Genomic DNA, 19,763 nt, shown 5'->3' on the forward strand with positions numbered 1-19,763 from the left:
TATTTCTCACCCACTTTAGAAAAAAGTACAAAATTTATATACTACTTATAAAATCAATAGCTTCTTTAAAAAGAGAAATCGGTTTGTAGCTATTCAAACACGTAAAGGAATTTTTATTCAAGCACCAATTAGCAAATTCATTAACCGTTGGAGAGCTAAATTTTCTATTTATCAGGGTCGTAAATACCTTTTCATCTTGAATAAAATGTGCACATGGTCCATACTTACAAGAAATATCTAAGCCTCTACAATTCCACCCTAACTCTCCATGCCGAAATGGTAGACGGAGAGATGATGAAATAGTTGAATAAACACCTATTATTTTAATATCTGTTGCGCCAGCTAACATAATTGGTCCTGAATCGCAGGATATTAACAAGTCACATCTATTCATTAACGCTATAGTTTCCAATGGGGTAAATTTATCTATTGCATTGATAACTTTTTTATTTTCTACATTAATAACTTTTTTATTTTTCTCTGAATTATTATTGCTTCCGATAAACATAACATTCCAATTACCTTTAATAAAAAGAGAGGACAGTTGTTCCCAGTACTCTGCTGGCCATGTTCGGTTTGGATGGCCTATATTTGGATGCATAAGGACGATCTTCTTCTTATTATTAATTTTTTCTTTTAAAAAAACGTCTACTTTTATTTTTTCTGAATCTAAGATATTCAGATCCAGAGTTTTATCTAAGGCATTTGCTTTTATGTTTAAAAGTGATAAAAAGCTATCTGTCATATGCTGATTACAGAGCGCATGTTGCCAGTTTGTAAAATTATAAAATCGACTTTCTGCCTGCGCTTCTTTAACATTTTTTAGCTCATCGTCTGATAAACGTTGAAAATCCCAACAATCGGCTATCCACTTGCAACGCAGCCCCAAAGACATATATATATCTTTGGTAAGTAAAATGAGAGATGATCTGTTCTTTTTTATTGCCTGACAAGCTGAAATAAGATAAAGAACATCCCCCATTGCTGCATCAATATATAAAAACAAAGTTTTTTTATAGTCTATTTTATTTTCAGAACCCATCTCCCCCCCTTATATTAATATAAAAACAAAAATTATCTGGTTAACAGTCCACTAATTGTTTTTATAATTGATTGAACTTCTTGGTTTTGATTTAAACTATATGATTTCGATATTCCAACAACCAGACGATGAAGCAATTCGAGATAAGTTGAGTTTTCTTTTATTTTACTTTTCCCATAAAGAGGTTTTATCAGCATTTCAATTAGTTTTATTGGTGTTACTGCATTTTCTCCAAGTGAATTATTCTTATGAATACATCCATTTAAAATCGACATCAAGTTAAAATAAAAACTCCTCAATGTTACAACATCATCAATGTTGCTAATAATAAACAATAGAGAATTAATAGCGTCAATATAAGAAATAACAGCCATTAAAGTGACATTCGATGTAGTTACTGAGCCCGATCTGATATAATGCTTGATTAGTTCTTTATCAGTACACTTCACATTCATAGAATGATTAGATATTAAAAGTGCAGATGTAAAATATTCATCCTCATGCATCTCTTGCAAAAATCGCAATGCTGGGGCAATATTTTTTCTATACGCATAACCCCATACAACAACAGGATAACCATATCCGAATCGAATAAGGTGTTCAATTGATTGACTATAGAACTTTTTTGCCGACATTACTTCAAAAAGCAGTTCATTAGGCCGAAGATAGTAATTGCATATGTTTTTATTAAATTGATGACCATCAGAAAAAATTATTTTGCTTGAAAAAAACAAAACATCAATATTATTGCTCTCAAATTCTTTATTAAGGACCGATAGGCATTCTGGAAAAAGTTCATCATCTGAATCAAGAAATAATATGTAGTCACCTGTAGTATTTTCCAGCCCAATATTTCTTGCGGAACCTAATCCCTTATGAGATACGCTAAAAAGATTAATATTCCCGTTTCCTTTTGCATAGCCATTGACAATATCTGGCGTTTTATCCGTAGAACCATCATCAACAATTATCAACTCATAGTTGCTATAATTTTGGTTGATTACAGAGAGGATACATCTTTCAATGTGCCGTTCATCATTAAACACAGCAACGATAATACTAATTTTAATTTCCATTTATAACGTTCTCGCTAGATTTTTCTATATTTTCGTTCTTATTATGGATATATCTTTATAAAACAGAGCCTTATAATCAACAAATTTATTCTCAATATCACTTTTATCAGGAGTTTGGTGACCGATGCTTGGGTAAACACCTAGCCAACAATGTTTATCCATTAGTATTTGCCAATATACATCAAGGGCATATCGATGCTGCTGCCTTGTTCGCTGAAGATGCTCTAGTCCTTGTTTAAAGTTTTCCAACAATATCTCATAATAGTCGCTATTTACTGCATAAGCACAGGCACACCAAGATTTATCCACTTTCACAATATAGTTGATATTTTTAAAAGGTGTTACCTTAGAATAATTTGCCGAGAAAAATGCAACCGACCATGGAACATGCCTCAATGCCCCAAGATATTTATTCGTTCTGTAAATAACACTCAGATCCTGAGCAAACTCAAAATCATCTTCAAGAATGAGTACATTACTCCATTTTTCTGATATTGCCATTTCAATAACAGCAATATGTGATTGAGTGCATCCTATAAAACCTGGGTTAGTCTCTACTGCATCAAATCGAATTATTTTGCCTTTTTCTATTCCAATGCATTCAAGCTGTTTTTTTATGCGATAATTGCGATCGCTTCGGCGTTTAAGGTTAATATAAACGACCTTATCAATATAACTCCAATCTATATGACTCATAGCCAACCTCTACGAAGGTTTATAGTCCCAGCGTCTTCTGTCTTAGCCAGCATTGCGCGGCGATTTCATCTACGACTTTTTGCTCTTTTACCTGCGCCTCATTGCTCAGCGCGTAACGCTTATCTGCCAACGTCATGGCGACAATTTTCTCTTCGCAGGCCGCGGCAACCAGATTTTTTTGAATACGCTGCTCTTTGATTTTAGCCAGCGTTTTTTCCTGTTCTTGCCAGGCAATCACCGTGCGCAGCGTACCTTTGTAACCCGTGACGTTTTTAAGTGATTCAACGGAAGGGGTGTCAACACCGGTGCCGGTTTTTTGAATAAGGTAGCCCAGCGCTTTGATGTTATTGTCAAAACCGGTGCAGACCTGCTGCTGTTTAGCCAGCTGGACCGTCATGTCTTTTACTGATTTATCCCGCAGGCGCTGCAATTGCGCCAGGGTATCAATAATTTGCCGCATGATTATTTACCTTCCGTTTTCTTTGCCTGGGGGAAAAGGGCCTGTAAGCGACTTTGCACCAGCTCAAGTGAGGCGGGTTCACTCACCTCCTGACGCAGAAAACGCTCGATAGCGGGGAACACTTTGACGGCTTTATCAACGCTGGGGTCGGCTCCGGCAACATAGCCTCCCAACGGGATCAGCGGCTTAATTTCCATATAGGCGGCGTAGTTTTGTTTCAGCAGACGGGCCGACTGTTGGTGTTCGTTGGGCGTAACCTGCGTCATGCATCGACTGATCGACTGCCCAATATCGATGGCTGGATAATGCCCGGCTTCCGCCAGCTTACGGGTCAGAACGATATGCCCATCCAGCACCGCGCGCGCGCAGTCAACGATCGGATCCTGCTGATCGTCCCCCTCCGCCAGCACCGTGTAAATGGCAGTCATTGACCCTTCGCTTTCGCTGTTGCCCGCGCTTTCCACAAGCTTTGGGATCATGCCGAACGCCGATGGCGGATAGCCTTTCGTCGCCGGAGGTTCCCCTAATGACAACGCAATCTCACGCTGCGCCATGGCATAACGGGTTAACGAATCCACCAGCAGTAAAACGTGATGCCCACGATCGCGAAACCAGGCCGCGATAGAGTGGCACAGCTCGGTGGCTTTCAAACGCATCAACGGCGACTCATCCGCCGGAGCCGCGACGACGATAGATTTTGCCAAGCCTTCCACGCCCAGTGAATGATCGATAAACTCTTTCACCTCGCGGCCACGCTCGCCAATTAACCCCACCACCACGATGTCGGCCTTGGTCTGGCGGGTGATCATCCCCAACAGCACGCTTTTTCCCACGCCGCTGCCGGCCATTAATCCCACGCGCTGGCCTTTACCGATAGTGAGCAGACCGTTGATTGCTTTTACGCCAACATCCAGCGGTTGGTTTACCGACCGACGCGTAAGGGGGTTGATGGACGGCGCCTGCGGCGGTAGCACGTCATTGCCGGTCAGACGACCTTTGGCATCCAGCGGTTCGCCCAGGCCATTGACCACCCGCCCCAACCAGCTTTCGCTAATCAGGATCTCCTGAGCTTTTTCTTCGGGGAATACGCGCGCCCCCGCCATCAGTCCGACAGGGTGTTTGAAGGGCATCAGGTAGGTGATATCACGATTAAATCCCACCGCCTGCGCGTCAATCAGCGTATGGTTGGCACTTTCCACGCGGCACAACTGGCCGGTCACCAGCGGACAGCCCACGCTCTCCAGCAAAATGCCGTTCACGCGCACCAGTCGCCCGGCTACCCGGGCTAAAGGAATCGACTCAATGGAACGCAGCGCGTTGTCGAAGCTGGAAAGGTCACTCACCCGTCGGCTCCGGCAGCAGCGACTCTTTGAGTGCCGACATACATTGCTCGAGTCGATGCTCGCAGCCAATATCCAGCTCGGATTTATCGGTAATCACCCGGCACTCGCCCGCCTGCAGATCGGCAGATGGCGTCAGTCCCCATGCAGTGACCTTCTCAGGCGCGACATCTTTGATACGGTTAAATTCTTCGTTACTCAGCAGCACCTGTAGCGATTCAGGCATCGCCGGAAAGGCCGAAATCGCCTCTTCGACCAGCGATAATAGCTGCGTCGGTTGCAGCGCCAGCTCACAACGAATCACCTGGCGGGTCACCTTTTCAACCAGCTGCAACAGGTCTTCCCGCTGTTTACGCTGGATGTGCGCCAGATAATCATTCACTTTGCCAGAGATGGCTTCCAGCGGCTGCGCGGCCCGTTCAAACTGCTTGCGCCCTTCCTGCTGTCCGGCCAGGCTGCCTTCAGTGTATCCCTGACGACGACCTTCATCGTGCCCCTTCTGATGACCTTCCTGAAAGCCCTGCTCCTGGCCTTCGGTCATCCCCTGCTCAAAACCTTTTTGCAGCCCTTCCTGGAAGCCGTCCATCAGCTGGCGCTGATAATCCGCCGGGGTAATACCCGGCGTGAGCTGTTCAGCCTGGAGATGGCGCTGGCGAGGAGGAAAACGGTGCAGCCGGTAACGACCACGAATGGTTTCAATCGCCATGTGTTACTCCGCCGTCTGTTCAGCAAACAGCTGTAGCTGAATTTCACCCGCTTCCTCAAGCTCGCGGGCAATTCCCATGATTTCACGGCGAATCTGTTCAATACGGCTCACCGGAACCGGACCAAGACGTGAGGTTATCGCCTCCAGTTGTTGTACCTGGCGCTTAGGCATCACGGCATAAATCGAGCGGCGTAACAGCGCTTCGGTACCTTTCAGCGCCACAGCCCAGTCTTCCATCGGCACTTCGTCCAGCAGTCGACGACGCACTTCGTCAGTTTGGCGGCTCAGAATAAAGAAGTCGTACATTTCATCCTGCAACTGTTCGAGCACATCTTCATCGCGCTCGCGCAGCTGATCGAGGATCACCTGTTGGTTCCCCTGGAAGCGGTTAACGATATCCGCAGCCTGCTTGATCCCTTTCACTTTCGAACCATGTTCGGAGAGCACTGACAGCCCACGCTCGATCAAACGATCCAGCTCATCCACCACATCCCGGTTCACATCGTTCAGTTTGGCAACCCGATAGAGGATCTCGTTTTGCACTGACTCATTCATGTAAGACAGTACCGTGGCCGAGATCTCTGGCGTCAGGAAGGCAAGAAATACGGCCTGTAGCTGCAAATGCTCTTCTGAGATCAGAATCGCCAACTGGCGCGGTTCCACCCACTGTAAACGCGCCATCCGCGAACGAATTTCGTCGCCATAAATACCGTTGATCACGCTGCTGGCGATTTCTGTGCCCAGCGCTTTATTGAGGATCCCTTGCAGCATGGAACGCGATGCGCCGTTGATACCGCTCTGCTCGCGGAATTCATCAAAAAAGTTATTGATCACTTTTTTTGCCATGCTGGTTTTTACCCCAGACAGACGCGCCATGTTTTCACTCAGACGAACCACCTCTTCACGGCTGAGTTTTTGCATCACCGTGGCAGCCGCCTCCTCGCCCAGACACAGCAATAAAATTGCGGCCTGTTCCAGGTAGCTGTTGTTGCTGCCGTTATTTATTGTCAATTCGCTCATTGCTGGTAATCCATTGTCTGAGAACTTCAGCTACGCGATCGGTGTCGCTCATCGCCAGTTTTTGCAGGAACTCCAGCTTCACTTCCAGACCGGAGCTCTGCGAAGGCAGGCTGTCGTCACCAGGGAAAGAAGGCAGTTCAATGTTTTTGCGTTCATCTTCAGCGGCCGCAAAATGAGGTTTGTCCGCAGGAATCGCGATCGGTGCGGCGTCCAGCGCCAGCTCTGGTGTCGACGTCCGGCGACGTTCGGCGGTCAGCCGTTTCATGACCGGACGAACAACAAACAGCAGCAACAGCAGAGCCAGCAGGCCGCAACCAATCAGACGCACCCAGGCCAGAATGTTGTCATCCTTCCATAAGGGGACCACCGGCTCGACGGGGATCGACTGCGGCACAAAATTAAGCAGCGATAAGGACAGATTGTCGCCACGCTTAGCATCAATCCCGGCGGCGTTATTCAACAGCGCCGTCAATTGCGTGGTTTGTTCCGGTTTCCAGTTCTTCAACGCAGGCGCGCTCTGGTTAAGTACCACGGCCACATTTAAACGTTTAATGTCGAAACCAGGATGCTGAATATGTTCAACGCTACGGTCCCAGGAGTAGTCGCGTTTGTTCTCGCTATGCTTTGACAACGCAGCAGGCTGGCGAGGCTCTTCTGGCGCGGTTCCATTGGCACCATTCGTCACCTGATTTGCCGCCAATGGAGGACGGTTACTCAGCGAGCCGGGGATCCCCATGGCGATTTGGTTGGTATCGCTATCGAGTACCGTTTCTTCACGATTAACCTTTGGCGTATCGCCGTAATGCTCCTGGGTTTCGTCGATATTGCTCAGATCGAGATCCGGCATCACGCTCACCCGGTAGTTACCGCTTCCTACCAGCGAGTCGAGAACATTTGCGAGACTGGCGCGGGTCTTATCCTGGATATCTTTGAGGATTTGGTCGCGCTTACGCGTCGCCGCAGAAACCGCTTCACCCGCGCCAATACCATCGGACAGCAAATTCCCCGCCTGGTCGACAACGCTGACCTGCGAAGCTTTCAAATCAGGCACACTGCCGGATACCAGGTGCACGATGGCATTCACCTGATCGAGATCCAGCTTGCTGCCATAATGCAGACGCACCACCACCGAGGCGCTGTTTTGCGGCTCGTCGCTGACGACAAAAGAACTCTCTTCATTGAGCGCCAGATGCACGCGGGCGCTCTCAACCGCATCCAGCGTCATAATGCTTTGCGCCAGTTCGCCTTCCAGGCTCCGCTTATAGCGAATGTTCTGCACAAACTGGCTGGCACCCAGCACTTCATCTTTGTCCATCAGCTCATAGCCGCTGGGCAGCATGGCCTGAACGCCTTTCGCCGCCAGCGTCATTCGCGTTTTGGACAAAGCCTCTTCCGGAACCAGAATTTGTCCGCTTTGCGGATCGATGCGGTATTCCAGTTTTTCACCATCCAGCACGGTGACTATCTGCGAAACCGGGATATTCTCCTGGCTACCGTACAGCGAAACATAGCCGTGGTTGCCATTCCACAGCACGCTGACAATAATGGCGGTAGCCGCAATAGCCGCTGCCGCCAGTAACGCCAGGCGTTTTTTACCATCCAGCCTGAAAGAGAACGAGGGTAAAAACTGAGTTACTTTTTTTATTAGTTCATTCATAGCGTTAGACTGACATGCTCATCAGGTCATTGAATCCGGAAGCGACTTTATTACGTACCTGCACCAGCGCGGAAAACGATAACGATGCCTGCTGACTGGCGATCATCGCCCCCGCCAGGTCGTCGCTTTTCCCCATCTCAATGGCCGTTTGTTTTTGTTCCGCAACCTGCTGGAACCGATCAACATGATTCAGCGCCCCCTGCATAACCCGGTCGAACGAAACCGGAGATGATGCCAACTGGGGGTTTACCTGCATCGGCGAAAGGACGGGCGCTTGCGCGACCGCTTTCATCTGCTGCATGTCCTGCATCATTTGCGTCTGCATGGTACTGGCTGGGGCTATCGTATTTATGCTCATGACCTACTCTTAAAATTAGAAAAGCGTTCTCGGTACCACAGACTGATTCAGGAAAAGATTTCTATTCCCTGTTTTCGCATTGATGCCAGACGATAACGAAGCGCACGTGGGGTTATTCCTAATAAATCAGCGATTTTGGTTTTATTACCCTGATATTTGCGCATCAGGTCAGCGATATATTGATACTGTGCGCTGCGACCATGCTGGCCCAGATTGTCGCTGGTGGTGATCTGCGCGCTGGGTTTAGGTTGCCATTGCGGCTCGCTCCAGGAATCGGACTCAATGGATGGCAGGCCTAACGTATCGGGATAAATGACGCCATCACGATTCAGGATCATTCCTCGTTGAATGGCGTTCTCCAGTTGGCGCACATTACCCGGCCACGCATAGCTCAGTAACGCCCGGCGTGACGATTCAGAAAGCTTGATATTTTTTACCAGCACCGTGGAGTATTTTTTAATAAAGGATTCCGCCAGAGGGATAATATCTTCCATACGCTCGCGCAAAGGCGGCATGGTCAATGGAATCACTGACATGCGATAATAGAGATCTTCTCTGAAGCGTCCTGCCGCAACCTCTTCTTCAAGATTTTTATTGGTGCAGGCAATTAAACGAAAATTTAATTTGATGAGACGGTTACTTCCTAAACGCTCAACCTGTTGTTCCTGTAATACACGTAGTATTTTGGCCTGTAGTGCCAAAGGCATATCGCCGATCTCATCCAGCAGTAATGTACCGTTATTGGCTAATTCCATCTTTCCCGGTACGGTGGCCACCGCTCCAGTAAACGCCCCTTTATCATAACCAAAGAGCGTTGCTTCAAGCATGTTTTCAGGAATAGCGGCGCAGTTCACACCGATATAAGGCGCCGACGCCTCCTGCGCAAATGCAATCGAGTGAATAAATTTGGCGATACATTCTTTACCAGTACCGGTTTCGCCATGGATAAGTACAGGAACATTAAAAGCAGCAATACGCCTGGCCATTGAAAAGACGTTAATGCTGGAGGCTGCTTCGGCAATAAGTTCAAACATGATTATTTACACTTAGAAGTAAAGTTAACATCCGTTACGAGAAATATACAAATCATTCCAAAGCACAATCATCGAATAATAGATATCGCCCGTGCCATGTCTTAATCTCATCCTTGCTCATGTTTTACCGCCCTTTCACAGGGCAGCCCTATCGGAGACTATTTCCATATAGGGATTTTCCTAAAAAAATACTATCACCAGTAACATTAACAATCTTAAATTAAAAGATAATAAAAATATTATTCCTTTAAAAACATCAACATATAAGAAAAATCGCGTAAAAAACAGACATAATGATAAGCCTAAGCAGCGACAGGCAGTAAGTGGGCAACATCACGGATGCGTAATTAATTATTTTTTAATTATAGTTCATCACCATTAATAACTTGCAGAGGAGAGGGGTAAAATATCTAATATCCAGCCCTACTCCATAGACGTGAGTAGGTACTGCATTTCGTATCTAATGGACTTCAACACTATGAGAATAGCGTCAAGGATGAACAGTAAATTAAATGGATTTGTATTTTCTTTGATAACCGCGGAATTTGATATCAACTCATCCGCCCCAGAAATTACAGCTGAGAAAGCGTACCATGCTGAAATATAGTCAAACGCCCGGAATCTTTAAACTTGAAGGAAACCGGCTTGGACGTCCATATCATCGTCTGCCGACTATGTTTACGGGAAGTTTTGATACAATTGAATCACATCTTGGAAACTATTTCCTGAAAAAACATCGCACAAATATAACACTAAAAAAAATACACTGTGAGATGGATGTTATCAATAAAAGTGCGGAATTATTAGTTTCTCAGGTTGGGCATCTGGCCTTTGATATCGATCGCGCATTATTGTTAATGTTATTAGGTAACTTTTATGGTCTGGCATCATCTCTCACCGACGAGAAGTCGCAAGATGATTTACCAACCAAAACGGAAATCCGCTTGCGAAGCAGACTGGCACTGGATATTTGCAATATCATTTTTAATAAAAATATATCTGGTATTCCCCTGACGCTCAAACCCGACAGCAGCACCATACAAACCCACTGGGCTTATCAGCTTACATTTGTATTAGGTGATGATGAGAATTGCAGTTTCCGCATCTTACTGGACGATTCGCATACCGATTATATTCTGAATTTGATTCGCCGTAGCGAGCATGGAGAGAAAAAAAAGCAGATTGATAAAGCCAGCGCTGAAACGCGTAAAAAAACGCTGATCAAAGAAATCATTCATACGCTGCCGCTAACCATGAACGTGAAGATTGCAGAAATTCCTCTGAATGTTGCCGACCTGACAACGATTAAACCCGGCGATATTTTACCGATTGCGATGCCTGATACTTTCCCTGTTTATATCGGGAAATCCGAATTATTTAATGCCCTGATCGTAGAGGATAAAGACAAACTGTTTTTGTCCGAATTAACGAGCAAGACGGAGAAATCCTATGAGTAAGCCAGAAGATATTTTAGAGCAAGGCTTCGAGTTAGCCCCCGAAGCGACTACGCCACCCGCACCGTCTGTCACTGAAAAGCTGGTGGCGCGTTTAGAAGACCGTTTTTCCGAGTCGATGTCATTACTCAAACGTATTCCGGTCACGCTAACGCTGGAAGTTTCATCCGTAGAGGTGATGCTGGCCGATCTGCTGAACATCGATGACGACACCGTCATTGAGATGGATAAACTCGCCGGTGAACCGCTGGATATCAAGGTCAATAATATCCTGCTAGGTAAGGCTGAAGTGGTTGTGGTCAACGAAAAATATGGCCTGCGCGTCCTTGAATTCAACACGCATGAAATCAACGACCTGGCACCATGAAACGCGCGCCAACACTCACACTCTTACTGGGTATCTCGTTACTCATCCTTTCTCCCTTTGCCTGCGCGCAAGGGGGAGATATCCCGTTGCTGAATGTGGTTTCACACGGAAATAGCCAGGAATACAGCGTAAAAATCCAGGTACTGATCCTTATGACCCTGGTGGGCATTCTGCCTACCCTGGTGCTGATGATGACCTGTTTTACCCGTTTTATTATTGTTCTTTCCCTGCTGCGTCAGGCGTTGGGGCTGCAACAAACGCCGCCGAACCGCATATTGATTGGCATTGCGCTGTCGTTAACCATGCTGGTGATGCGCCCAATTTGGATCAACATTTACGATCATGCCGTGGTCCCTTTTGAAAACGATCAAATCACGCTCCCCAACGCCCTGAGTACAGCCGCTTCGCCATTGAAACGCTTTATGCTGGCGCAGACCAATAAAAAAGCGATTGCGCAGATAATGACCATCGCCAACGCGAAAGGGAACGCCGTTGATCAGGATCTTTCCATTATCGTTCCCGCCTATGTACTAAGCGAACTCAAAACCGCCTTCCAGATAGGTTTTATGATTTACATTCCGTTCCTCGTGATCGACCTGATCGTCGCCAGCGTACTGATGGCGATGGGGATGATGATGCTGTCACCGCTGATCGTTTCGCTGCCCTTTAAGCTGATGCTGTTTGTACTTATTGACGGCTGGGCGCTGACCGTTGGGACGCTGACCTCCAGCATTCGCGGTCTGGGACTGGGCTAACGGAGATCGGACATGCTTACCATTGATGTAGCCGCAGACATCGTCGCCAGCGGTATAAAAGTTGTGATCATTTTAGTCTGCGTGTTAGTCGTTCCCAGCCTGCTGGTCGGTATGCTGGTCAGCATTTTTCAGGCTGTGACGCAGATTAACGAACAAACGCTTAGTTTTTTACCCAGGCTGATCGTCACCCTCGCGGTATTAGGTATTTGCGGAAAATGGATGATCGTCCAGTTGAGCGATCTCTGCGTGCATCTGTTCACTCAGGCCGCCATTCTGGTGCACTGACATGCGCGAAACAGATATTACGCAGTTAAGTAATCTGATACTGGGTATGTGGTTTCCCTTCGTGCGCATTATGGCGTTTATTCACTACGCGCCGGTACTGGATAATGCCGCGCTCACCATACGGATACGCATTATTTTGTCACTGGCGTTGGCCTTTATCATTACGCCGCTTATCCCCCACCCGGTGCCCACCAGCCTGCTGTCGATGAACAGCATTATTTTGACCGCAGAGCAGTTTCTGTGGGGGATGCTTTTTGGCCTGATGCTGCAGTTTTTATTTTTAGCGCTGCAACTGGCGGGTCAGATCCTCTCTTTTAATATGGGGATGAGCATGGCGGTAATGAACGACCCCAGCAGCGGCGCGTCAACGACGGTGCTGGCGGAAATGATCAACATCTACGCGGTGATACTGTTTTTTGCCATGGACGGACATCTGTTGCTGGTGAGTATTTTATTCAAAGGCTTTACTTACTGGCCGATTGGCAATGCTCTGCATCCGCAATCTCTGCGCACGATTTCCCTGGCGCTGGGCTGGGTATTCGCCGCCGCCACGCTGCTGGCGCTGCCGACAACCTTCATCATGCTGATTGTTCAGGGCTGCTTTGGTCTGCTAAACCGTATTGCACCACCGCTCAACCTGTACTCATTAGGTTTTCCCATCAACATGCTGGCGGGCCTGATCTGCTTTGCGACTCTGCTTTACAACCTGCCCGACCACTATTTGCACCTGGCGAATTTCGTCTTACAGCAGCTTGACGCGTTGAAGGGGCACTATGGCGGATAACAGTAGCGAAGAAAAAACAGAAAAACCCTCGGCGCAAAAACTTCGCAAGGCCAGACAAGAGGGGCAAATACCGCGTTCAAAAGATATGGGGCTTGCCGCCAGTCTGTTTGCCGCGTTTATGGTGATCTCCAGCAGCTTTCCCTGGTACGAAGATTTCGTGCGCGAAAGCTTTATCAGCGTGCATCAGTACGCGCAGAACATTAATGACCCGGATATCATCGGTCAGTTCCTTGAGCACCATCTGCTGATTCTGGGGAAATTCATCCTGACGCTGTTACCCATGCCGGTTGCCGCGCTGTTTGCCTCACTGATTCCGGGAGGCTGGCTATTCCTGCCGAAAAAAATATTGCCGGACTTTAGCAAATTAAGCCCGATCAAAGGGATTAGTCGCCTGTTTTCCACCGACCATCTGGTCGATACCGGCAAGATGACGCTCAAAGCGATAGTGCTGCTGGTGATGCTATGGCTCAGCGTACGCAATAACGTTGCCGCATTCCTCGGCTTACAAGAGCTTCATTTCAAACAGGCCATCAGCGATGGCCTGGCGCTGTACAGCAGCATCATGCGCAACTTTGTCATCCTGTTTGTTTTCTTTGCGTTGATCGATGTCCCTCTGGCAAAAAAAATGTTCACCAAAGGGCTGAAGATGACGAAACAGGAAGTGAAAGAAGAGTATAAAAATCAGGAAGGTAAACCCGAGGTTAAGGCCAGGATCCGTCGCCTGCAACGGCAAATGGCTATGGGGCAAATTCGCAAAGTTGTGCCAAAAGCCGATGTGGTGATCACCAACCCAACCCACTATGCCGTGGCGCTACAGTACGACCAGTCACGCGCCGCAGCGCCTTTCGTGGTTGCTAAAGGCACTGATGAAATCGCGCTGTATATCCGCCAGGTGGCGGCAGAAAGCAATATTGAAGTTGTTGAGTTTCCTAAGCTGGCACGCTCCGTTTATTACACCACCCAGGTGAATCAACAGATCCCATTTCAACTGTATCGGGCGATTGCACACGTCCTGACCTATGTACTGCAAATGAAGCACTGGCGTGACGGTTCACAAGCACGTCCTTCGCTGAACAGACATATTTCCATTCCAAAAGAGGTTCTTAAACTGGATGCCGAAAACAACTAAACAATTCCTGGCGCTGCTGCGTAACGGTAACATCGGCATTCCGCTGGTTATACTGTGTATCCTGGCCATGGTGATCCTGCCGTTACCACCGGCCCTGCTGGATATTCTGTTCACCTTTAACATCGTGCTGGCGGTGATGGTGCTGTTAGTGGCCGTTTCAGCGAAACGCCCGCTCGAATTCAGCTTGTTCCCGACCATTCTGCTGATCACCACCCTGATGCGATTGACGCTGAACGTGGCGTCAACACGCGTGGTATTACTGCACGGTCACATGGGTGCAGGCGCTGCCGGTAAGGTGATTGAGTCCTTCGGCCAGGTGGTGATCGGCGGTAACTTTGTCGTTGGTTTCGTGGTGTTCATCATTCTGATGATCATTAACTTTATCGTGGTGACCAAAGGTGCGGAGCGTATCTCCGAAGTTTCTGCCCGCTTTACGCTGGACGCCATGCCCGGTAAGCAGATGGCAATTGACGCCGATCTCAACGCAGGACTGATTAATCAGGCGCAGGCGCAAGCACGACGTAAAGACGTAGCGGGCGAAGCGGATTTCTATGGCGCGATGGATGGTGCGTCAAAGTTCGTACGCGGCGATGCCATCGCCGGGATGATGATCCTGGCTATCAACCTGATCGGCGGCGTCTGTATCGGGATCTTTAAATACGATTTAAGCGCCGAAGCCGCATTCCAGCAATACGTACTGATGACCATCGGTGACGGCCTGGTCGCCCAGATCCCTTCTCTGCTGTTGTCGACCGCGGCAGCGATCATTGTCACCCGTGTAAGCGACAGCGGCGATATTGCCACAGACGTGCGTAGCCAACTGCTGGCCAGCCCCTCCGTGCTGTATACCGCCACCAGCATTATGTTTGTGCTGGCAGTGGTGCCGGGGATGCCTCATTTCCCCTTCCTGATTTTCAGCGCCCTGCTGGGATTCACCGCCTGGCGCATGAGCAAGCGCCCCAAGGTTGCGGAGACCGAAGAGAAAAATCTCGAAACGCTGACCAAAACCATCGCAGAAACCACCGAGCAGCAGGTCAGTTGGGAAACCATCCCTTTAATTGAACCTATCAGCCTGAGCCTGGGATACAAGCTGGTGTCGTTGGTCGATAAATCCAAAGGGAATCCGCTCACTCAACGTATTCGCGGTGTGCGGCAGGTGATCTCAGACAGCAACGGCGTGTTGTTACCGGAAATTCGCATTCGTGAAAACTTCCGCCTCAAACCGACCCAGTACGCCATTTTTATCAATGGGATCAAGGCTGATGAGGCCGACATTCCCGCAGATAAGCTGATGGCGCTGCCCTCCAGTGAAACCTATGGCGAGATCGACGGTGTTTTAGGTCACGATCCGGCCTACGGAATGCCGGTCACCTGGATTGTCCCAGCGCAAAAAGCGAAAGCGTTAAATATGGGGTATCAGGTTATTGATAGCGCCAGCGTCATTGCGACGCATGTGAATAAGATCATTCGTAACTATATTCCAGAGCTGTTTAATTACGATGACATTACGCAGTTGCATAACCGTCTCTCTTCTATGGCGCCACGTCTGGCGGAAGATTTGAGCGCAGCGCTGAATTACAGCCAACTGTTGAAAGTGTACCGGGCGCTGCTTATCGAAGGTGTGTCATTGCGCGATATCGTCACCATAGCCACCGTACTGGTCGCCAGTAGCGCCGTGACCAAAGATCATATTCTGTTAACGGCGGATGTGCGTCTGGCGCTACGTCGCAGCATTACCCACCCGTTTGTACGCAAAGATGAGCTGGCGGTATATACGCTGAATAGTGAACTGGAGAATCTGCTGGCGAATGTGGTGAATCAGGCTCAGCAAAGTGGAAAAGTGGTGCTGGACAGTGTGCCGGTCGATCCCAATATGCTGAATCAGTTCCAGACCAATATGCCGCAGATAAAAGAGCAGATGAAAGCGGCGGGGAAAGAGCCGGTGCTGCTGGTCGCGCCGCAGTTACGTCCTCTGCTCGCGCGCTATGCGCGCCTGTTTGCCCCGGGCCTACAGGTGTTGTCTTATAACGAAGTTCCGGATGAGCTGGAATTAAAGATCATGGGGGCGTTGAGTTAACGCCTGGCGAGGCGGTGTGTTTACACCGCCTTTTTGATTACAGAATCGTATTTTCCGTAAGAATACGACGGGCACCGAGATAATGATCCCGCCAGAAGTCATCGGATAAATTGCTCACCCGAATGGTTTCTCCCGTCCTCGGCGATTCAATAAATTGCCCCTGCCCCAAATAGACGCCCATATGGTCGGCAATATCCCGGCTGTGAATATGAAAGAACACTAAATCACCACGGCGAAGATCTCGATTTGAGACAATCGTTGCCCGCCGGTAGTGATACATTTCATTCGCCGTCCGGGGCAATTTTGCCGCCAGGATTTTGTTGTAGGCATAAAAAATCAGCCCGCTACAGTCAAACCCTTCATCAGGATCGGTACCTCCCCACAAGTAGGGTTTACCTAGCTGTTGCTCAAGTCGGTGGATGGCCACTTCAGTGATGTTGTGCAGATGATCGCTACTGAGAAAATGATCATTCTCAGCCAGTTCCTGCCAGCGATGGTCGCTGGCTTTTAGTGGGCCAGGGAACCACTCCGGGTGCTGTTTAATCAGCGTCCGATTCTGCTGGCGCAGCGCGCGTTTACTTTCTGCGTTGCCTTCCACCACGTAGCTTGCCTGTTTTTTTACCTGGGCGTGATACTGCTTCAGCAGCCGGGCGCGGTTACGCATCCGCAATTGCGCCGCATAGCTTAAATGGGCGTCAGATAAGTGGGTCTGAACTTTGGCGACAGACGGTAATGACAGTACAACACACAAAGACAGCAGGCCCGGCAAGAAGCAACGGGGCGCAGAGACAAAAAACATGAAAAGAAGAATACCTGGTCAAACACGTTCGCCGCAGTTTACCGCTATTGCTCATCGTTCCTGTTTAATATTCGATTATTAAATAATTAATTTTTTAAATTCAATACATTAGACATTCTTCACTAATAAGAAGTAATGCAGTGTGCTAACCAGCAAAACAAGCCAGTGTCTGACTGCCTTTAAGCGCAATTTTCCGTATAAAGAAAAACTAAAGTGTAAACGCCGCACGAGAGACTTGCGAAAAACTCTCTTGGTGCTAATGTGAGCGCTCCAGATCCAGATTTATCCGATTTGGGGACTCTTTTTGCCGTCCTGGCGTGTGTAATCGTTTTATCAAGGAATAAGCAGTATGCGTAAAATCGCATTTTTTCTTGCGATGCTTTTATTGCCGTGCGTTTCATTTGCTGGTTTGCTGAGCAGCAGCAGCCCGACCACGCCTGTCAGCAAAGAATATAAGCAGCAGTTAATGGGCTCCCCTGTCTATATCCAGATCTTCAAAGAAGAGCGAACGCTGGATCTGTACGTCAAGATGGGCGAACAGTATCAATTGCTCGACAGTTATAAGATCTGTAATTATTCCGGCGGTTTAGGGCCGAAACAGCGTCAGGGCGATTTCAAAAGCCCGGAAGGGTTTTACAGCGTACAACGCGGACAGCTCAAACCGGATAGCCGCTTCTATAAGGCGATTAACATCGGTTTCCCTAACGCCTACGACCGTGCACACGGTTATGAAGGTAAATACCTGATGATCCACGGCGCCTGCGTTTCCGTCGGCTGCTATGCGATGACCGACAACGGTATTGATGAGATTTTCCAGTTTGTCACCGGCGCTCTGGTGTTCGGACAATCCAGCGTACAGGTGAGCATTTACCCGTTCCGCATGACCGATGCCAACATGCAGCGTCATAAGTTTTCGTATTACAAAGATTTCTGGGCCCAGTTAAAGCCAGGATACGATTACTTTGAACAAACGCGTAAGCCACCGACCGTTTCCGTCGTCGATGGCCGTTACGTTATCAGCAAGCCATTGAGTCACGAAGTCGTTCAACCGCAGCTGGCATCAAACTACGCGCTCCCCGAGACAAAATAATGCCCATTCGCCTGGCATAATCTTTTGCCAGGTTTCATTGCCGGTTAACGGCTGAGTGGCAATCACGGTGACCACATCATTGGGTGTGGTCTCTGAGCTAAAATCAATTTCCACATCCTGATCCAGCAGCGTCGCTACGCCAAATGGCGCTCGACGGGTGATCCAAAACAGGTTGGTCGAGCAGAAAGCCATCACATAACGACCGTCAGACAACAGCATGTTGAAGACGCCCTTCTCCCGCAGTTCTCCTGCCAGCGCCGCGATATATTTAAACACCGCTGTCATATTACCTGGCGTGCGTGGATAACGCTCTGTCAGCTTGTTCAGCAGCCAGCAGAAGGCTTTTTCGCTGTCGGTTTCACCGACCGGGCGGAAATTACCAGTCTCCAACGATTTATAACCGCTGAGCTGCCCGTTATGGGCATACGTCCAGTTGCGTCCCCATAGTTCACGGGTAAATGGATGGGTATTTTCCAGCGCCACTTCTCCACGATTCGCCTGACGAATATGGGCAATTACGGAACAGGATTTGATGGGATAGTCTTGTACCAGTTTAGCGATAGGCGAATTAAAGCTGGGTTGCGGATCTTTAAACGTACGGCAACCCTTACCCTCATAAAACGTAATACCCCAGCCGTCTTTGTGCGGCCCGGTCCCTCCGCCGCGCTGAACCAGCCCGGTGAAGCTAAAGCAGATATCGGTTGGCACATTGGCGCTCATCCCGAGCAGTTCGCACATACATCACCTACCTTAAAACCGTGAACTGCCTGATGGCGCTGCGCTTATCAGGCCTACGTGGAGCTCATGTAGGCCGGATAAGGCTTCAGCCGCCATCCGGCAATCGCCTTCTTATGATTTAACCATCTCTTTTTCGATCAACTGAATCAGGATATGAATCACTTTGATATGAATTTCCTGAATACGATCAGCGTAGCCAAAGTGCGGCACACGAATTTCGATATCCGCACTGCCCGCCATTTTGCCGCCATCTTTACCGGTCAGGGTGATGACTTTCATCCCCTTCTCACGCGCTGCGGCAATCGCTTTAATCACGTTACCAGAATTACCCGACGTCGAGATGCCTAACAGGACATCACCTTCACGGCCAACCGCTTCAACGTAGCGGGAGAACACATAATCGTAACCGAAATCGTTGCTGACGCAGGAGATGTGGCTAACGTCAGAGATAGCAATAGCCGGATAACCAGGGCGGTTTTCACGATAGCGCCCGGTCAGCTCTTCGGCGAAGTGCATCGCGTCGCAATGGGAACCGCCGTTACCGCAAGAAAGTACCTTACCACCGGCTTTAAAGCTGTCTGCCAACAGGACCGCCGCGCGCTGAATGGCGTGAATATTGGCGTCATCTTTAAGAAAATTAGCCAGCGTTTCCGCCGCTTCGCTCAGTTCGTTACGAATAAGATCCTGGTACATGAGGATATCCTTCAGCATGAATGTAAATGACAAGATGCAGTGTACCGGATAGCGCTACCAGCGAGAAGTACAAGCCACAGGAATGGCCGCGGCTTTTGATTTTTTGTGCCGGTTAAAACACCAACAATGTGAGCTTTGTTGTAATTATTTTGTAAACACATTGCTAAAAGAATTTACATCCACTACAACCATATCATCACAAG

21 protein-coding genes are annotated in these 19,763 nt (G+C 48.3%); 8 read left to right on the forward strand and 13 right to left on the reverse strand.

From position 1 onward, the window contains the following. Positions 1–34: 34 nt before the first annotated feature. Genes FDX04_RS00405 through FDX04_RS00450 form a run of 10 tightly spaced genes read right to left on the reverse strand, consistent with a single transcriptional unit; the run spans position 35 to position 9,389 of the window. Positions 35–1,042, reverse strand: coding sequence for a glycosyltransferase family 9 protein (locus FDX04_RS00405; protein ID WP_137370320.1), 1,008 nt, complete (start codon positions 1,040–1,042; stop codon positions 35–37). 32 nt (positions 1,043–1,074) lie between these two features. Beyond that, positions 1,075–2,118 carry a glycosyltransferase family 2 protein gene (locus FDX04_RS00410; RefSeq protein WP_137370321.1) on the reverse strand — a complete coding sequence of 348 codons (1,044 nt, stop codon included), beginning with the start codon at positions 2,116–2,118 and terminating at the stop codon, positions 1,075–1,077. A 24-nt stretch (positions 2,119–2,142) separates the two neighbouring features. Further along, positions 2,143–2,814, reverse strand: coding sequence for a glycosyltransferase family 25 protein (locus tag FDX04_RS00415; protein ID WP_137370322.1), 672 nt, complete (start codon positions 2,812–2,814; stop codon positions 2,143–2,145). A gap of 19 nt (positions 2,815–2,833) precedes the next feature. Next, complete coding sequence (gene fliJ / locus FDX04_RS00420; protein ID WP_137370323.1) at positions 2,834–3,274, reverse strand: flagellar export protein FliJ; 441 nt, start codon at positions 3,272–3,274, stop codon at positions 2,834–2,836. A 2-nt stretch (positions 3,275–3,276) separates the two neighbouring features. Beyond that, the gene (gene fliI, locus FDX04_RS00425; protein ID WP_137370324.1) at positions 3,277–4,617 is read right to left on the reverse strand and encodes a flagellar protein export ATPase FliI; all 1,341 of its coding nucleotides are present in this window, start codon (positions 4,615–4,617) and stop codon (positions 3,277–3,279) included. Beyond that, entirely contained in the window at positions 4,610–5,320 is a 711-nt protein-coding gene (gene fliH / locus FDX04_RS00430) for a flagellar assembly protein FliH (RefSeq protein WP_137360629.1), read from the reverse strand. The genes fliI and fliH overlap by 8 nt, the downstream gene beginning before the upstream one ends. Positions 5,321–5,323: 3 nt before the next feature. Continuing rightward, positions 5,324–6,340 (reverse strand): flagellar motor switch protein FliG, encoded by a 1,017-nt coding sequence (locus FDX04_RS00435; protein WP_006685955.1) that lies wholly within the window; start codon positions 6,338–6,340, stop codon positions 5,324–5,326. Further along, the gene (gene fliF / locus FDX04_RS00440; protein WP_137366060.1) at positions 6,318–7,997 is read right to left on the reverse strand and encodes a flagellar basal-body MS-ring/collar protein FliF; all 1,680 of its coding nucleotides are present in this window, start codon (positions 7,995–7,997) and stop codon (positions 6,318–6,320) included. Before fliF ends, FDX04_RS00435 begins: the two co-directional genes overlap by 23 nt. Positions 7,998–8,001: 4 nt before the next feature. Continuing rightward, on the reverse strand, positions 8,002–8,355 hold the full coding sequence (locus FDX04_RS00445) for a flagellar hook-basal body complex protein FliE (protein WP_042310447.1): 354 nt from the start codon (positions 8,353–8,355) through the stop codon (positions 8,002–8,004). Positions 8,356–8,402: 47 nt separating this feature from the next. Further along, entirely contained in the window at positions 8,403–9,389 is a 987-nt protein-coding gene (locus FDX04_RS00450) for a sigma-54-dependent Fis family transcriptional regulator (RefSeq protein ID WP_042310449.1), read from the reverse strand. 593 nt (positions 9,390–9,982) lie between these two features. On the opposite strand from FDX04_RS00450, the gene FDX04_RS00455 reads away from it, so the two are divergent. Genes FDX04_RS00455 through flhA form a run of 7 tightly spaced genes read left to right on the forward strand, consistent with a single transcriptional unit; the run spans position 9,983 to position 16,240 of the window. Next, positions 9,983–10,846, forward strand: a complete 864-nt coding sequence (locus FDX04_RS00455) for a FliM/FliN family flagellar motor switch protein (protein WP_137370325.1) — start codon at positions 9,983–9,985, stop codon at positions 10,844–10,846. Then, positions 10,839–11,210 (forward strand): FliM/FliN family flagellar motor switch protein, encoded by a 372-nt coding sequence (locus tag FDX04_RS00460; RefSeq protein ID WP_003838856.1) that lies wholly within the window; start codon positions 10,839–10,841, stop codon positions 11,208–11,210. The genes FDX04_RS00455 and FDX04_RS00460 overlap by 8 nt, the downstream gene beginning before the upstream one ends. Next, positions 11,207–11,965, forward strand: coding sequence for a flagellar type III secretion system pore protein FliP (gene fliP, locus FDX04_RS00465; protein WP_137370326.1), 759 nt, complete (start codon positions 11,207–11,209; stop codon positions 11,963–11,965). Before FDX04_RS00460 ends, fliP begins: the two co-directional genes overlap by 4 nt. A 12-nt stretch (positions 11,966–11,977) precedes the next feature. Beyond that, a complete protein-coding gene (locus FDX04_RS00470) occupies positions 11,978–12,250 on the forward strand; it encodes a flagellar biosynthetic protein FliQ (RefSeq protein WP_003838859.1) in 273 nt (90 codons plus the stop codon). 1 nt (position 12,251) lies between these two features. Beyond that, positions 12,252–13,034 (forward strand): flagellar biosynthetic protein FliR, encoded by a 783-nt coding sequence (gene fliR / locus FDX04_RS00475; protein ID WP_137349244.1) that lies wholly within the window; start codon positions 12,252–12,254, stop codon positions 13,032–13,034. Beyond that, the gene (flhB, locus tag FDX04_RS00480; RefSeq protein WP_137360626.1) at positions 13,024–14,163 is read left to right on the forward strand and encodes a flagellar biosynthesis protein FlhB; all 1,140 of its coding nucleotides are present in this window, start codon (positions 13,024–13,026) and stop codon (positions 14,161–14,163) included. The genes fliR and flhB overlap by 11 nt, the downstream gene beginning before the upstream one ends. Continuing rightward, entirely contained in the window at positions 14,147–16,240 is a 2,094-nt protein-coding gene (flhA, locus tag FDX04_RS00485) for a flagellar biosynthesis protein FlhA (protein WP_137360625.1), read from the forward strand. The genes flhB and flhA overlap by 17 nt, the downstream gene beginning before the upstream one ends. Positions 16,241–16,277: 37 nt before the next feature. Here the strand turns inward: flhA and FDX04_RS00490 are convergent, their stop codons facing one another. Continuing rightward, positions 16,278–17,039: a C40 family peptidase gene (locus FDX04_RS00490; protein WP_137360624.1), complete on the reverse strand. Its 762-nt coding sequence runs from the start codon at positions 17,037–17,039 to the stop codon at positions 16,278–16,280. Between the two features lie 349 nt (positions 17,040–17,388). Here FDX04_RS00490 and dpaA point away from each other — a divergent pair, with 349 nt between their 5' ends. Continuing rightward, a complete protein-coding gene (gene dpaA / locus FDX04_RS00495; RefSeq protein WP_042310464.1) occupies positions 17,389–18,129 on the forward strand; it encodes a peptidoglycan meso-diaminopimelic acid protein amidase in 741 nt (246 codons plus the stop codon). Here dpaA and FDX04_RS00500 read toward each other — a convergent pair. Beyond that, complete coding sequence (locus tag FDX04_RS00500) at positions 18,100–18,867, reverse strand: class II glutamine amidotransferase (RefSeq protein ID WP_042310466.1); 768 nt, start codon at positions 18,865–18,867, stop codon at positions 18,100–18,102. The genes dpaA and FDX04_RS00500 overlap by 30 nt on opposite strands. Before the next feature lie 111 nt (positions 18,868–18,978). Then, positions 18,979–19,560, reverse strand: a complete 582-nt coding sequence (lpcA, locus tag FDX04_RS00505; RefSeq protein WP_016149592.1) for a D-sedoheptulose 7-phosphate isomerase — start codon at positions 19,558–19,560, stop codon at positions 18,979–18,981. Positions 19,561–19,763 lie beyond the last annotated feature (203 nt).

It is taken from the genome of Citrobacter sp. wls615, assembly GCF_005281355.1.
GTDB lineage: Bacteria > Pseudomonadota > Gammaproteobacteria > Enterobacterales > Enterobacteriaceae > Citrobacter > Citrobacter werkmanii.

Bases quoted from the DNA above. Each gene is read 5' to 3' on its own strand.
- FDX04_RS00405 (WP_137370320.1), bottom strand. From the start codon at position 1,042: ATGGGTTCTGAAAATAAAATAGACTATAAAAAAACTTTGTTTTTATAT.
- FDX04_RS00410 (WP_137370321.1), bottom strand. From the start codon at position 2,118: ATGGAAATTAAAATTAGTATTATCGTTGCTGTGTTTAATGATGAACGG.
- FDX04_RS00415 (WP_137370322.1), bottom strand. From the start codon at position 2,814: ATGAGTCATATAGATTGGAGTTATATTGATAAGGTCGTTTATATTAAC.
- fliJ (WP_137370323.1), bottom strand. From the start codon at position 3,274: ATGCGGCAAATTATTGATACCCTGGCGCAATTGCAGCGCCTGCGGGAT.
- fliH (WP_137360629.1), bottom strand. From the start codon at position 5,320: ATGGCGATTGAAACCATTCGTGGTCGTTACCGGCTGCACCGTTTTCCT.
- FDX04_RS00435 (WP_006685955.1), bottom strand. From the start codon at position 6,340: ATGAGCGAATTGACAATAAATAACGGCAGCAACAACAGCTACCTGGAA.
- fliF (WP_137366060.1), bottom strand. From the start codon at position 7,997: ATGAATGAACTAATAAAAAAAGTAACTCAGTTTTTACCCTCGTTCTCT.
- FDX04_RS00445 (WP_042310447.1), bottom strand. From the start codon at position 8,355: ATGAGCATAAATACGATAGCCCCAGCCAGTACCATGCAGACGCAAATG.
- FDX04_RS00450 (WP_042310449.1), bottom strand. From the start codon at position 9,389: ATGTTTGAACTTATTGCCGAAGCAGCCTCCAGCATTAACGTCTTTTCA.
- FDX04_RS00455 (WP_137370325.1), top strand. From the start codon at position 9,983: ATGCTGAAATATAGTCAAACGCCCGGAATCTTTAAACTTGAAGGAAAC.
- FDX04_RS00460 (WP_003838856.1), top strand. From the start codon at position 10,839: ATGAGTAAGCCAGAAGATATTTTAGAGCAAGGCTTCGAGTTAGCCCCC.
- fliP (WP_137370326.1), top strand. From the start codon at position 11,207: ATGAAACGCGCGCCAACACTCACACTCTTACTGGGTATCTCGTTACTC.
- FDX04_RS00470 (WP_003838859.1), top strand. From the start codon at position 11,978: ATGCTTACCATTGATGTAGCCGCAGACATCGTCGCCAGCGGTATAAAA.
- fliR (WP_137349244.1), top strand. From the start codon at position 12,252: ATGCGCGAAACAGATATTACGCAGTTAAGTAATCTGATACTGGGTATG.
- flhB (WP_137360626.1), top strand. From the start codon at position 13,024: ATGGCGGATAACAGTAGCGAAGAAAAAACAGAAAAACCCTCGGCGCAA.
- flhA (WP_137360625.1), top strand. From the start codon at position 14,147: ATGCCGAAAACAACTAAACAATTCCTGGCGCTGCTGCGTAACGGTAAC.
- FDX04_RS00490 (WP_137360624.1), bottom strand. From the start codon at position 17,039: ATGTTTTTTGTCTCTGCGCCCCGTTGCTTCTTGCCGGGCCTGCTGTCT.
- dpaA (WP_042310464.1), top strand. From the start codon at position 17,389: ATGCGTAAAATCGCATTTTTTCTTGCGATGCTTTTATTGCCGTGCGTT.
- FDX04_RS00500 (WP_042310466.1), bottom strand. From the start codon at position 18,867: ATGTGCGAACTGCTCGGGATGAGCGCCAATGTGCCAACCGATATCTGC.
- lpcA (WP_016149592.1), bottom strand. From the start codon at position 19,560: ATGTACCAGGATCTTATTCGTAACGAACTGAGCGAAGCGGCGGAAACG.